The organism is Pseudomonas sp. R37(2017) (assembly GCF_002113375.1).
Classification (GTDB): domain Bacteria; phylum Pseudomonadota; class Gammaproteobacteria; order Pseudomonadales; family Pseudomonadaceae; genus Aquipseudomonas.
In genome coordinates, this window is record NZ_NEHO01000005.1 from 120,159 (window position 1) to 132,588 (window position 12,430).

Here is a 12,430-nt window from a genome sequence, read left to right on the forward strand (position 1 = left end):
GGTTCATGGACTTTCTACTGGGGTTGTTCAGTCGGGTTACGGGGAGCGAAGAACTGGCGCGCATATTGTTCATCAGCGTGATCGGTTTGAGTACGGTGTTTGCGGTCGTCGCTGTGATGTTGCTGATGTTTGGCCTCCAGGACCCGGTGCAACGTCGCCTGGCGTTGATCAAGCGTGGTCATTCAGGCAATTCGGTCGAGCAGGAGGCTCCGGGTAACCTGCAATTGCTGCTGGAGCGGGTCGGCCAGCGCTTTGCTTCTACCGAGACGACCAATACGTCCGCAACCCGCACCTTGTTGATGCATGCCGGTTACCGTTCCTCCTCGGCGGTGCAGATGTACTGGGCGGTGCGCCTGATGTTGCCGCTGTCATTGGCCGGCCTTGCGTTGTTGCTGTTGCCGTTGATCCCCAAGGTCACATTGATGATCGGCCTGTTGGTGGTGGTCATGGCATTCGGTATCGGCTGGCTGCTGCCGGCACTGTATGTCAGCAAGCGTAAGGAGGCGCGGCAAAACCGGCTGCGTGTCGCGTTTCCGGATGCGCTGGATCTGATGGTCGTCTGCGTGGAATCGGGTCTGGCCCTGCCCACGACCATCGAACGCGTGGCCGAGGAGATGTCGGTCAGCCACGTTGAACTGGCTGAGGAACTGGCCCAGGTCAATGCGCAAATCCGCGCGGGCATCACCAGTACCGAGGCACTCAAGCAACTGGCTGTGCGCACCGGTCTGGATGACGTGCAAGGGTTGGTCAGCCTGTTGGCGCAGAGCATCCGCTTCGGTACCAGCGTGGCCGACACCCTGCGTATCTATGCCGATGAGTTCCGCGACCGGCGCACCCAGGCCGCCGAAGAGGCAGGGGCGAAAATCGGTACCAAACTCATATTTCCGCTGATCTTTTGCCTGTGGCCGAGCTTCTTTCTGGTTGCCATCGGTCCAGCCCTGATCGGGGTGTTGAGAGCCTTCGGATGAGGTCAAACGGCTTGAGGCTGTCGAGTGCGACAGCCTTGCCATCCGAGCCTGACCAGCACTGTCCTGCCAATTAGCTACACATCTGCTTCGAGGTAATCCGTCCACGGATGGATAGTGCGTAGATGCCATCGCTTTTGCTGCACACGACAAAAAGCCCGGCTTTGCAGCCAGGCTACTCTGGTCCAGGCCAGAGGCTGATCATCCATCGATATGCCTCAGTTGTCGCCGCTGACGCTCAGATCTCCCGCTTGATCCTGGTCATAAAACTCCGGAATCGGGTAGTTGAAGCTGTTCAGCCAGCGCTGCATGGCCAGGTCACGTTCGGTGGCCGAAGCGGTTTGCAGGTGAGGGGAGGCAACCACGCCGCGAATCTGCAACTGCAACCACTGTTCGGTGCCTTGCTGATACGGCGAGGAGGGCCCTGGCCCAATGGCCCAGGCAGTGGTGGACAGGCTAGCCATGCACAGGATCAACAGCCGTTTGGTTTTCATCTCGACTCCTCGTACGTTCTACTTGTTCGCACTGGCAGAGGCATCGGCTACCTCAGTCTTGCGATTCCCCTCGGAGGCCGCGACTTTTCTGGCGGAGGCCTTGAGTTTTTCCGCGCGGGTTTGCGCCTCTACGACTTGCTGGGGGCTCAAGTCGGCACGGGTCACGAGTTCGGCAGCCGCCTTCCAGTTATCCTGATAGATCAGCAGCGTCACCATATTCAGTGCCGCCAGAGAGTTTCCCTGCTTGAGTTCCATGGCGGTCATGAACTCAATGCGTGCTTCGGGGATCCGTCGTTGATTGAGGTAGACGACCCCAAGGTCATTACGCATCTTTTCGTCGGTGGGGGCCATCCGCACCGCACGCTCAAGGTGAGTGATGGCGGTGGCATTATCATTTCTGGCAGCGGCCAATTGGCCCAGGCCATGTTCCCCTTCAGCCGCCAGGCAGGTGCCGAGCAAGCTTTGATACAACGGCTCCGCCTCTGTGTTACGCCCCATCAAGCGCAGCACCCGAGCCTTGCGCAGGCGAACCTGGACCAGGTCATCGGGCAACCCTTCCAGATTCGCCAGGCTGGCATACAAGCGGCCTTCGTTGGCCATGGTGTCGGCCAGGTTAAGGGTCAGTTCTTGGTCCGAACCGGGTTTGGCGCAGCTGCCCGGTTTCGAAGGCATGCCATTGCTGGCACAACCTGCGAGCATCAATGTCGCCGCAATTGCAATGACTGCTTTCATTGAATGTCCCCTGGCTACAACAGGTTGAGCACCTGGCCAACGGCAAAGAGGCTGACCCGGCAAGCGTCCGGAGTCAGCGTTACAAGTGAGGGCGAGGTCAATCCTGTTCAGTCTTCGGTTCATTGCGAGAGCCCGCTGCGACTGTCGAAGTCGCCATTTTCCAGGAAGAACATGCGGTAGAAGTTCGGGTCGTAATTGCGCAGCTGTTCACCAGGCATTGACGGTAGTTGTGCATTGGCCGCCAGCGGCTGGACCAGATGCGGGGTGACGATCATCAGCAGTTCGCGTTCTTCGCGATTGATGGTGTTGTCACGGAAAAACGCGCCCAGAATCGGGATATCGCCCAGCCCCGGAAACTTGTTCACCTGGGAGTCGTTGTGGGTACTGATCAGGCCGCTGATGACGAAGCTTTCGCCGTCGGCCAGGGAAATGCTGGTATCGGTACGGCGCACGGTCAGGGCCGGGACCACTGTGCCGGCGATGCTCACTGCGTTGGTGAAATCCAGTTCACTGACTTCCGGCGCCACCTTCAGTGCGATACGGTTTTTCCCGACGATGGTCGGCGTCAGCGTCAGGCGGATACCGAACTCCTTGTACTCGATGGACACGTTATCGCTGCCTGAACTGGGCACAGGAATCGGTACTTCACCGCCGGCCAGGAAGCTCGCACTCTGCCCGCTGAGCGCTACCAGGCTTGGTCGCGCCAGGGTGTAGGCGAAACCGCTGCCTTCCAGCGCGTTGATCGCCACCAGGGTGCTGCCGGTAGCGAACGAGAGGTTGAACTGGTCGTTTCGCACCGGAATCGACGGGGTGACTATGCCGTTGATGGTGGGAAAGGTTCTCGGCGAGCCGAATATCCAGTTGCCCCGGACGCCAAAAATCGAGGCGGAGGCTTCCTTGAGCTTGGTCCGGCTGACTTCAACGAAGCGGACATCGGTCTGTACCTGGCTCGGCAGCATCAGGTCGTCGGAAGGCACAGCCGGCGCGCTGGTCAGCGCCGACGTGGCTTTACCCTTGACGAACACCATGCTTTGGCGCGGGGTTTTCGAACAGGCGGTCCAGACCATCAGGCTGGTGGTCCCCGGCGCAATGCCCGTGAGTATGAAAGCGCTGCTGCCGCTGGGTTGCACGTCGGCAACTTTCGGGTCACCCACCGCCAGCTGTGTGACCGGAACGGGGCTGCGCAATTCATTCTGCAGCCCCTGACCGACCTCGTACGTTGTCGGCCAATTATCCAGTTGCGAGCAATTGGCCGGTGCGGCCTGCGCCGCATCCACGCTGAGGCCCATCCAGAGCAGGCCATGGAAAATTCGCTTGAAAGCGGGCACGGGACGAAGGCTCATTAAGTACATCCTCACTGAATAGGCCAATCTTCGGCAGACTGAGTTTTCTCGGATCACTTCACGGGGATTGGGCTATCCCCCCCCAATGCGCCAGACCACTTGTCCATGGTCTTGGCGTTATTCCTTGCTTGCTACACACGAGCGGGCACAGTTCGCCGATCCGGTTGGACCGCGAGCGACCTTCGCAAAAAACGGTTTTTAGTGATCTGGATATCCGGACTGCCTGCCAGAGCGATACTCGCGGCCATGAACTGCCCTGTTCGCCGACCTGGCGCCCCCGGGAAATGTTCGGCAATGAAGGTACAGCGCCGCAAAACGCCTGCCAGGATCATCGTGAGGTAACTCCTTTTGCCAATCCGCTCTCTGATCACTGAAGCTAACGTGGAAATTCGAGCCGTTATGACTTCTTATTGTTAGACGTTAGTTCAATCAAGCCAAAGTGCCATGAGACAGAGGAAACTATTGCAGCAAAGACTGGTGGCAGGGGGGCTGGGTCGCCGCGCCGTGTGGTCCCCCTGATGTTGACGGAGTGTGTTGCTGAAGCAAAAAAGGCCCGCCAGTCTGACTGGGCGGGCCTTCTTGCATCGATGAATTCAGGCATTCCCGAGAACGCCCTGTGCTCAGTCCACGTGATAGTGGACGGACAGCGTGCCTTTTTTCTGCGACAGGGAGGCGATGCTGACCGCGCCCAGATCCTTCAAGCTGCGTACATGGGTGCCGCCACAACCGTAGGCGGGTAGTTCTCCGAAGCCGATTTCCCGGACACCTTCGCGCAATGAAGTCAGGCGCGGCAGGTCGTGGTCGATCCACTGTCCGATGCCATGCTCGATTGTCCCGGCCTGAACATCTTGCGCACAACTGCCCGGCTTGAATTGCACGCGGCCTTCACCAGGCCAGTGATGCGCCTTGATCGGCATCCAGCCCATGTTTTGTACAAAGTGCCCGATCAAATGCCCGGCCGTGTGCATACGTGTGTTGTACAACCGGCGCTGCTCGTCGATGCGGATTGGCGTCATCCCGGTTTTTACCGGTCGGTCGACAAAATGAATGATCCGCTCGTGATCCTGTATCACGCGCAGCACCTGGCTTTCGCCGATCCAGCCTGTGTCAGAAGGCTGTCCGCCACCCTGAGGGTGGAACAGGGTCGCGCGCAGGACCACGGCAAATTCGTTTTCGTGCGGGGTGCATTCCAGGACTTCCACGTTGGCCTTGAGCTCATCACTATGGAAAAAAAGGCGCAGCGTCATATACCAGGCTCGTATTGATTATCTGTTTTTATTATAGAAAGCCGGTAAATGCGTGATAATCCGGGCAAACATCAAAGGACTGTTGCGCTGTGAGCATAAATCTTCCATTGCCGCTGCTCGGTGAAATGGCGATTTTCGTCAAGGTTGTCGAGACCGGCAGTTTCTCCGAGGCGGCTCGTCAGTTGGGTTCTTCGCCCTCAGCGGTCAGTCGAAGCATTTCGCGTCTGGAGAAGGCACTCGCGACCCGATTGCTGCAACGAACCACGCGCAAGCTGCGCCTGAGTGACGGTGGCGAAGAGGTGTTCAAGCGCTGTCAGGAAATGGTCAATGCCGCCCGCTCAGTGATGGAAATCAGTGGTCAGTTCACGGATGAAGCCGAGGGGCTGGTGCGCATCAGCGTGCCGAAAGCGGTGGGCCGGATCGTGATTCACCCGCATATGCCGGAGTTTTTGCGCCGTTATCCCAAGGTGGATGTGGAGCTGATGCTTGAGGACCGTCAGGTCGACTTGATTGACGACCACGTCGACCTGGCGATTCGCATCACTGATCGGCCACCGGCGGGACTGGTGGGGCGGCGGTTGCTGACCATCGATCATATGCTCTGCGCGACACCGCAGTACCTGGCCGAGCACGGTACGCCAACGCACCCCCACGACCTGCTCAACCACAGTTGCATTTACCTGGGCGAAAACCCGAGCGATGCGCGCTGGAAATTCAAGAAAGGCAGCCAATCGGTCACCGTCGGTGTGCGCGGTCGATATGCCGCCAATCACACCGGCGTACGTTATGGCGCGGTGCTGCAGCACATCGGAATTGGCAGCCTGCCGTATTTCACGGCGCGCCATGCCCTGGAGAAAGGGCTGATGGTGCAGGTGCTGCCGGACTGGACCTTTCTCGCGTCCTATCACGGAGGCGCCTGGTTGCTGCATTCGCCAACCCGGTACCTGCCTCCCAAACTGAGGGTGCTGATCGATTACCTGGTGGAGTGTCTGGAAAAGGAGCCGACGCTGGGCAAGCCAGGCAAGTCGAATGGTCCGGGCTGGTCGCCATCGGAGTATGAACTGCCGGAGAGTGACGGCTTGTTCTGAACGCAAAAAAAGTCTTGGGAATGTTCCTGGAGCCCTGTAGGAGCGAGCATGCTCGCGAAAAACGACCAGACAACGCGTTCATTCAGACAATACGCGTTAACGTTGTCGTCCATCGCGAGCATGCCGCAAGCGGGCACCCGCTCCTACAGGGGAAAGCATGCGAGGGCATGCCGGTCGCTGATCAGTGCTTGCTGTCCTGGTTCGACAGCGACAGCAATTGCTTTTCCTGGTTCCAGTCGAAAGGTTCGTCGTTCTGTTCGGCTTCGTAGCGGCGTTCTTCCAGGGCCTGGTACAGGTCGATTTCATCATCGGGCATGTAATGCAGGCAGTCACCGGCGAAATACCACAGCAGGTCGCGCGGAACCAGGTGAGCGATCTGCGGATAGCGAGTGATGACCTGGCACAGGATGTCCTGGCCCAGGTACTGGCTTTCGATCGGATCGACAGGCAGTAACGCAAGCAGTTCGTCGAAGCGCTCAAGGAACAAGGCATGACTTTCGTCGGGAACCTGCTCGGCCTCACCTACGGCGACCAGGATGCTGCGCAGGTGGTCGAGTAAAACGAGATGATCGGCAACGATGTTGGACACCAGATAAGTCCTCAAGAGCAAAACGGGCGCGGGAGTATAAAGCGCCCGCGCCCGTTTTTACATGTTTGAAGGGATCAGCGGACTTTTCCCTCGGCCAGTGCCAAAGCCGCTTGGTCAAAGTCATCGACATCGATCACCTTGCGCCGGGCCGCTTCGGCTTCACGCAGGGTCTGGGCTTCCATCGGCTGCAATACGCCGGCCTCGAGTGCGGTATCGATCAGCGACTCGCCGGCCACTGGTTTGACCTGGCCACTCTTGAGTGCCACCTGCAGCTTTTTCTGCAGCGGCTGTGCGGCACCCAACAGATTGCAGGCGTGTTGCAGCGCACCGACCGGATCGTCGCTCGCTTGTGGGCGATAGCAGCCCTGGAGCAACTCCTCCAGGGCCGGGTCGCCCTTGGCCCGGCCAATCAACGCAGCGACTTCGGCACCGAGTCTGTCCGACGGCCCTTTGTGTCGGCGACCGAACGGGAACACGATCACCCGCAACAGGCAGCCCACGACCTTGTTCGGGAAGTTGTCGAGCAACTCATCCATGGCCCGTTCCGCCTGGCCCAGGCTTTCCTCCATGGCCCAGGCCAGCAGTGGTGTCATGTACTGCGGTGAGTCGAGATCGTTGTAGCGCTTGAGTGCGGCCGAGGCCAGGTAAAGGTTGCTCAGTACGTCGCCCAGTCGTGCGGACAGGCGTTCGCGGCGTTTCAGTGCGCCGCCCAGCAACATCATGCTGAAGTCGGCGAGCAGGGCGAAAGCAGCGGCCTGGCGATTGAGGGCGCGGAAGTAGCCCTGGCTGAGTTTATCCCCCGGGGTGTGTTCCAGGTGCCCGAATCCGAGGTTGAGTACCAGCGTACTGGCGGCGTTGCCCACGGCAAAACCGATGTGCTTGAGCAGCAGGCCGTCGAACTCCCTGAGCGCCTGATCCTTGTCTTCACGGCCGGCCAGGGCCATTTCCTTGAGCACGAAGGGATGGCAGCGGATCGCGCCCTGGCCGAAGATCATCAGGTTGCGCGAGAGTATGTTCGCGCCTTCCACCGTGATGAAAATCGGCGCGCCGTTCCATTTGCGGCCGAGGTAATTGTTCGGCCCCATGATGATTGCCTTGCCGCCGTGCACATCCATGGCATCGCTGATGCAGTCGCGGCCGCGCTCGGTCAGGTGGTACTTGAGAATCGCCGACAGCACCGACGGCTTTTCGCCCAGATCGACTGCATTGGCGGTCAGCATGCGGGCGGCGTCCATCATCCAGGTGTTGCCGCCAATGCGGGCCATGGCTTCCTGAATACCCTCGAAAGCGCCAATCGGCACGTTGAACTGTTCGCGAACCTGAGCGTATTGGCCTGTCACCAGGCTGGTGAACTTGGCCATGCCGGTGCCCACCGCCGGCAGGGAAATCGACCGCCCGACCGACAGGCAGTTCATCAGCATCATCCAGCCTTTGCCGAGCATTTCCTGGCCACCGATGAGGAACTCCAGCGGGACGAACACATCCTTGCCCGAGTTCGGGCCATTCATGAAGGCGGCACCCAACGGCAGGTGGCGGCGGCCGATCTCGACACCGGCGGCGTCGGTCGGAATCAGCGCCAGGCTGATACCCAGGTCTTCCTTGTCGCCCAGCAGGTGATCCGGGTCGTAGGCCTTGAAGGCCAGGCCGAGGAGGGTGGCCACCGGGCCGAGGGTGATGTAGCGCTTTTCCCAGTTCAGGCGCAGACCGAGGACTTCCTGGCCTTCCCATTGACCTTTGCAGATCACCCCGGAGTCCGGCATGCCGCCGGCGTCGGAACCGGCCAACGGGCCGGTCAGGGCAAAGCACGGGATGTCGTCGCCGCGGGCCAGGCGTGGCAGGTAATGATGGCGTTGTTCGTCTGTGCCGTAATGCAGCAACAGTTCGGCCGGGCCGAGGGAGTTGGGGACCATCACGGTGGAGGCGAGGTCGCCGCTGTGGCTCGCCAGTTTCATCGCTACCTGGGAGTGGGCATAGGCGGAAAAGCCCTTGCCGCCAAACTCCTTGGGAATGATCAGGGCGAAAAAGCCGTTGTCCTTGATGAACGTCCAGACTTCGGGCGGCAGGTCCATGGTTTGACCGAGCTGCCATTCATTGACCATGGCGCAGAGCGTTTCGGTCGGCCCGTCGATGAACGCCTGTTCCTCTTCGTTCAGTTGCGCCTTGGGATAGGACAGCAGTTTGTTCCAGTCCGGACGACCGCTGAACAGTTCGCCGTCCCACCACACGGTGCCGGCGTCAATGGCGTCGCGTTCGGTTTGCGACATGGGCGGCAGGGTTTTCTGGAACCAGTTGAACAGGGGGGCGCTGAACAATTTGCGGCGCAGGTCGGGCAGCAGCAAGGGCGCGGCGACGGCGGCGATCAACACCCAGCAAACCAGCAGCAACCAGCCCGGCGCTCGGCTGAAAGCGCCCATTGCCACGACATAGACGGCCACGATGACCAAGGCGGGCAGCGGGTCGATGCGACGGTGGGCCAAACAGGCAATCCCGACCAGCAGAACCAGTATCCACAACAGCAGCATATTCATTCCTCCGTGAAACCAGGGCGAAACCAGCCCTCAGAGCTTAGACGGCATCCGTAAAACAGGCTGGTTGGAGCGATGTGATTGGAGTCTTGGGTAAAGCATTGATTGAGCGAGCGGCAAAGCGGCCATGTTTGGCCGAAACGTCGTTATTCCTGTGCTGAAGCTCTCGCTAGACTCGGGGCTTTCCCAGGAGATTGTTCTCATGCACGAGTATCTGAGTCCGGGCCGCTTCATCGATAGTGACCATCCGTCCGTGGTGGAGTTCGCCGAAAAACACCGTGGCGCCAGTCGCGATCCGCTCGAGCAGGCGATCAGTCTCTATTACGCCGTGCGTGAAGCGGTACGCTACAACCCGTACACATTCAGCCGCGATCCGCAGACCCTGCGCGGCAGTCATGCGCTGGCGAGCGGGGAGAGTTACTGCGTGCCCAAGGCCACGTTGCTGGCAGGCGCAGCGCGGCATTGCGGGATTCCCGCGCGAATCGGCCTGGCGGATGTGCGCAATCATTTGTCGACGCCACGGCTGCTTGAATTGCTCAAGAGCGACATGTTCGCCATGCATGGCTACACCGAGCTCTATTTGCAGGATCGCTGGGTCAAGGCGACACCTGCGTTCAACCGCAAACTCTGCGACCTGTTCAATGTGGCGCCGCTGGAGTTCGACGGGAAAAACGACAGTGTTTTTCATCCCTTCAACCGCGATGGCGCGAAGCTGATGGAGTACCTCGTCGATCACGGCCAGTTCGCCGACGTACCTGAGGCGTTCTTTTTTGAACACCTGGAAAAATGCTACCCACATCTTTTCGGTGAGCAACAGCAACCGCTGCTGGGTGACATGCAGAGCGATTTGAGTCGCGCCTGATCCGGCGTATGCTGCCTGCCCACTTATCGAAAAAGAGGCGGTCATGCTGAAGATCTGGGGTCGGAAAAACTCGTCGAATGTCAGAAAACCTTTGTGGGCCGCCGAAGAATTGGGGCTGGCCTATGAGGCCATCGATGCCGGTGGCGCCTTTGGTGTCGTCGATACGCCCGAATACCGCGCGATGAACCCCAACGGTCGGGTCCCGGTGATCGAAGACGATGGCTTCGTATTGTGGGAATCCAACGCCATCGTGCGTTACCTGATGGCCCGTCATGCCGCCGATACGGCCTGGTATCCGGCGGATCTGCAAGCCCGTGCCACCGCCGACAAGTGGATGGACTGGGCCACCTCGAGTTTTGCCGGACCGTTTCGCACCGTGTTCTGGGGCGTGCTGCGCACCCCGGCAGACCAGCAGGACTGGGCCGCCATCAACGCGGCGATCAAGGAATGCCACACGCTGCTGGCGATGGCCGATCAGGCGTTGGCGAACAAGCCCTACCTGTCCGGAGACGAGATCGGCATGGGCGATATTCCCCTGGGCAGTTTCATTTATGCCTGGTTCGAGATGCCGATCGAGCGTGAGCCACTACCGAACCTGCAGGCCTGGTATGCACGGTTGAAACAGCGTCCGGCGTATCAAAAGGCGGTCATGACCGCGTTGACTTAATACTCACTATCGACACGCTTGACTGTACTTGTGCGGCGGCGACAAGCACCATTGTGCCAGTTCGCTGCGGTTGTTTTGTTCGCCGTCGCCCATACTTACCCCTTTCTTCCCTTCTTGGTGCGTAAATCAGATATGAGTTCCGCTCTGTCCATCCGGCAGCTAACCAAAACCTACGGCAACGGTTTCCAGGCCCTGAGCGGTATCGATCTGGATGTCGCCGAAGGTGACTTTTTCGCCTTGCTCGGCCCCAACGGCGCCGGCAAATCCACGACCATCGGCATTCTCTCGACCCTGGTGAACAAGACCAGCGGCACGGTGAATATCTTCGGTCACGACCTGGACAGCAATCCTGCGCAGCTCAAACGCTCCATCGGCGTGGTGCCTCAGGAATTCAACTTCAACCAGTTCGAAAAGACCTTCGACATCGTCGTGACCCAGGCCGGCTACTACGGCATCCCGGCGAAAATCGCCAAGGAGCGCGCCGAGCAGTACCTGACCCAGCTCGGCCTGTGGGACAAGAAGGACGTGCCGTCGCGTTCGCTGTCCGGCGGCATGAAGCGGCGCCTGATGATCGCCCGCGCGCTGGTCCATCAACCGCGCCTGCTGATCCTCGACGAACCGACGGCCGGGGTGGACATCGAACTGCGTCGCTCGATGTGGAGTTTCCTCACCGAGCTGAACCAGAAAGGCATCACCATCATCCTCACCACCCACTACCTGGAAGAGGCTGAGCAGTTGTGCCGCAACATCGGCATCATCGATCACGGCACCATCGTCGAGAACACCAGCATGCGGCAGTTGCTCAGCCAGCTGCATGTCGAAACCTTTTTGCTGGACCTCAAGGGCGACCTGCCAGCCGCGCCGCAATTGCTCGGCTACCCGTCCAGATTGATCGACAGCCACACCCTGGAGGTCCAGGTGGACAAGTCCATGGGGATCACCGCGCTGTTCACCCAGTTGGCGCAGCAGAACATCGAAGTGCTGAGCCTGCGTAACAAAACCAATCGCCTCGAGGAGTTGTTCGTGTCCCTGGTGGAGAAAAATCTGTCGAAGGTGGCGGTATGAGTTCCGAGCTGCGCCCCAACCTCGTTGCCCTCAACACCATCGTTTACCGTGAAGTCCGGCGTTTCACCCGGATCTGGCCGCAGACCTTGCTGCCGCCGGCCATCACCATGGTCCTGTACTTCGTGATCTTCGGTAACCTGATCGGTCGGCAAATCGGCGACATGGGTGGCTTCACTTACATGGAGTACATCGTGCCGGGGCTGATCATGATGTCGGTGATCACCAACTCCTACGGCAACGTGGTGTCGAGTTTCTTCGGCAGCAAGTTCCAGCGCTCCATTGAGGAATTGATGGTCTCGCCGTTGTCGCCGCACACCATCCTGATCGGCTACGCCCTGGGCGGCGTGCTGCGCGGGCTGATGGTGGGGATCATCGTGACCTTGCTGTCGCTGTTCTTCACCCATTTGCAGGTGCATCACCTGGGCGTGACCCTACTGGTAGTGGTACTGACCGCGACGATCTTTTCGCTGCTGGGTTTCATCAACGCCGTGTTTGCACGCAACTTCGATGACATTTCGATCATCCCGACTTTCGTGCTGACGCCACTGACCTACCTGGGCGGGGTGTTCTATTCGATCTCGCTGCTGCCGCCGTTCTGGCAGACCGTGTCCCTGGCCAACCCGGTGCTGCACATGGTCAACGCATTCCGCTACGGCATCCTCGGGGTGTCGGATATCCGCATCAGTATTGCGATTACGTTCATGCTGGTGGCGACTGTGGTGCTCTACTTTGGCTGTGCGCGGTTGTTGGTGAGTGGGCGCGGGATGCGTACTTGAAGACGACCGAGTCGTTTGTATCGCGATGATCTAGTCGCAAAGCAGATCCCTGTAGGAGCGAGCACGCTCGCGATAGC

The 12,430-nt window shown here is 59.6% G+C and carries 12 protein-coding genes; 6 read left to right on the forward strand and 6 right to left on the reverse strand.

The genetic code is table 11. The annotated features are described in order from the left end of the window. Positions 1 to 5: 5 nt before the first annotated feature. A complete protein-coding gene (locus tag CAG47_RS10685) occupies positions 6 to 968 on the forward strand; it encodes a type II secretion system F family protein (protein WP_085724831.1) in 963 nt (320 codons plus the stop codon). Between the two features lie 215 nt (positions 969 to 1,183). Here the strand turns inward: CAG47_RS10685 and CAG47_RS10690 are convergent, their stop codons facing one another. From CAG47_RS10690 to CAG47_RS10710, 4 genes are all read right to left on the reverse strand, one after another. Then, entirely contained in the window at positions 1,184 to 1,459 is a 276-nt protein-coding gene (locus CAG47_RS10690) for a DUF3613 domain-containing protein (RefSeq protein WP_085724832.1), read from the reverse strand. Positions 1,460 to 1,477: 18 nt separating this feature from the next. Continuing rightward, positions 1,478 to 2,191: a tetratricopeptide repeat protein gene (locus CAG47_RS10695; RefSeq protein WP_085724833.1), complete on the reverse strand. Its 714-nt coding sequence runs from the start codon at positions 2,189 to 2,191 to the stop codon at positions 1,478 to 1,480. 119 nt (positions 2,192 to 2,310) lie between these two features. After that, complete coding sequence (locus tag CAG47_RS10700; RefSeq protein ID WP_085724834.1) at positions 2,311 to 3,534, reverse strand: type II and III secretion system protein family protein; 1,224 nt, start codon at positions 3,532 to 3,534, stop codon at positions 2,311 to 2,313. 620 nt (positions 3,535 to 4,154) lie between these two features. Further along, positions 4,155 to 4,781 (reverse strand): hypothetical protein, encoded by a 627-nt coding sequence (locus CAG47_RS10710; protein WP_085724835.1) that lies wholly within the window; start codon positions 4,779 to 4,781, stop codon positions 4,155 to 4,157. A gap of 89 nt (positions 4,782 to 4,870) precedes the next feature. Here CAG47_RS10710 and CAG47_RS10715 point away from each other — a divergent pair, with 89 nt between their 5' ends. Next, positions 4,871 to 5,869, forward strand: coding sequence for a LysR family transcriptional regulator (locus CAG47_RS10715; RefSeq protein WP_085724836.1), 999 nt, complete (start codon positions 4,871 to 4,873; stop codon positions 5,867 to 5,869). Positions 5,870 to 6,050: 181 nt separating this feature from the next. On the opposite strand, the gene CAG47_RS10720 is transcribed toward CAG47_RS10715, so the two are convergent. Together CAG47_RS10720 and CAG47_RS10725 are read right to left on the reverse strand one after the other, a co-directional pair. Further along, positions 6,051 to 6,458, reverse strand: a complete 408-nt coding sequence (locus CAG47_RS10720) for a PA2817 family protein (protein ID WP_085724837.1) — start codon at positions 6,456 to 6,458, stop codon at positions 6,051 to 6,053. Positions 6,459 to 6,532: 74 nt separating this feature from the next. Continuing rightward, complete coding sequence (locus CAG47_RS10725; protein ID WP_085724838.1) at positions 6,533 to 8,980, reverse strand: acyl-CoA dehydrogenase; 2,448 nt, start codon at positions 8,978 to 8,980, stop codon at positions 6,533 to 6,535. 205 nt (positions 8,981 to 9,185) lie between these two features. Between CAG47_RS10725 and CAG47_RS10730 the strand changes: the two genes are divergently transcribed. The 4 genes from CAG47_RS10730 to CAG47_RS10745 all read left to right on the forward strand — a co-directional run bounded on the left by CAG47_RS10730 (position 9,186) and on the right by CAG47_RS10745 (position 12,353). Continuing rightward, on the forward strand, positions 9,186 to 9,845 hold the full coding sequence (locus CAG47_RS10730) for a transglutaminase family protein (RefSeq protein WP_085724839.1): 660 nt from the start codon (positions 9,186 to 9,188) through the stop codon (positions 9,843 to 9,845). Positions 9,846 to 9,888: 43 nt separating this feature from the next. Then, positions 9,889 to 10,512 (forward strand): glutathione S-transferase family protein, encoded by a 624-nt coding sequence (locus CAG47_RS10735; protein WP_085724840.1) that lies wholly within the window; start codon positions 9,889 to 9,891, stop codon positions 10,510 to 10,512. 132 nt (positions 10,513 to 10,644) lie between these two features. Further along, complete coding sequence (locus CAG47_RS10740) at positions 10,645 to 11,577, forward strand: ABC transporter ATP-binding protein (RefSeq protein WP_085724841.1); 933 nt, start codon at positions 10,645 to 10,647, stop codon at positions 11,575 to 11,577. After that, complete coding sequence (locus CAG47_RS10745; RefSeq protein WP_085724842.1) at positions 11,574 to 12,353, forward strand: ABC transporter permease; 780 nt, start codon at positions 11,574 to 11,576, stop codon at positions 12,351 to 12,353. Before CAG47_RS10740 ends, CAG47_RS10745 begins: the two co-directional genes overlap by 4 nt. The last annotated feature ends 77 nt before the right edge of the window (positions 12,354 to 12,430 follow it).

Bases quoted from the DNA above. Each gene is read 5' to 3' on its own strand.
- CAG47_RS10685 (WP_085724831.1), top strand. From the start codon at position 6: ATGGACTTTCTACTGGGGTTGTTCAGTCGGGTTACGGGGAGCGAAGAA.
- CAG47_RS10690 (WP_085724832.1), bottom strand. From the start codon at position 1,459: ATGAAAACCAAACGGCTGTTGATCCTGTGCATGGCTAGCCTGTCCACC.
- CAG47_RS10695 (WP_085724833.1), bottom strand. From the start codon at position 2,191: ATGAAAGCAGTCATTGCAATTGCGGCGACATTGATGCTCGCAGGTTGT.
- CAG47_RS10700 (WP_085724834.1), bottom strand. From the start codon at position 3,534: ATGAGCCTTCGTCCCGTGCCCGCTTTCAAGCGAATTTTCCATGGCCTG.
- CAG47_RS10710 (WP_085724835.1), bottom strand. From the start codon at position 4,781: ATGACGCTGCGCCTTTTTTTCCATAGTGATGAGCTCAAGGCCAACGTG.
- CAG47_RS10725 (WP_085724838.1), bottom strand. From the start codon at position 8,980: ATGCTGCTGTTGTGGATACTGGTTCTGCTGGTCGGGATTGCCTGTTTG.
- CAG47_RS10730 (WP_085724839.1), top strand. From the start codon at position 9,186: ATGCACGAGTATCTGAGTCCGGGCCGCTTCATCGATAGTGACCATCCG.
- CAG47_RS10735 (WP_085724840.1), top strand. From the start codon at position 9,889: ATGCTGAAGATCTGGGGTCGGAAAAACTCGTCGAATGTCAGAAAACCT.
- CAG47_RS10740 (WP_085724841.1), top strand. From the start codon at position 10,645: ATGAGTTCCGCTCTGTCCATCCGGCAGCTAACCAAAACCTACGGCAAC.
- CAG47_RS10745 (WP_085724842.1), top strand. From the start codon at position 11,574: ATGAGTTCCGAGCTGCGCCCCAACCTCGTTGCCCTCAACACCATCGTT.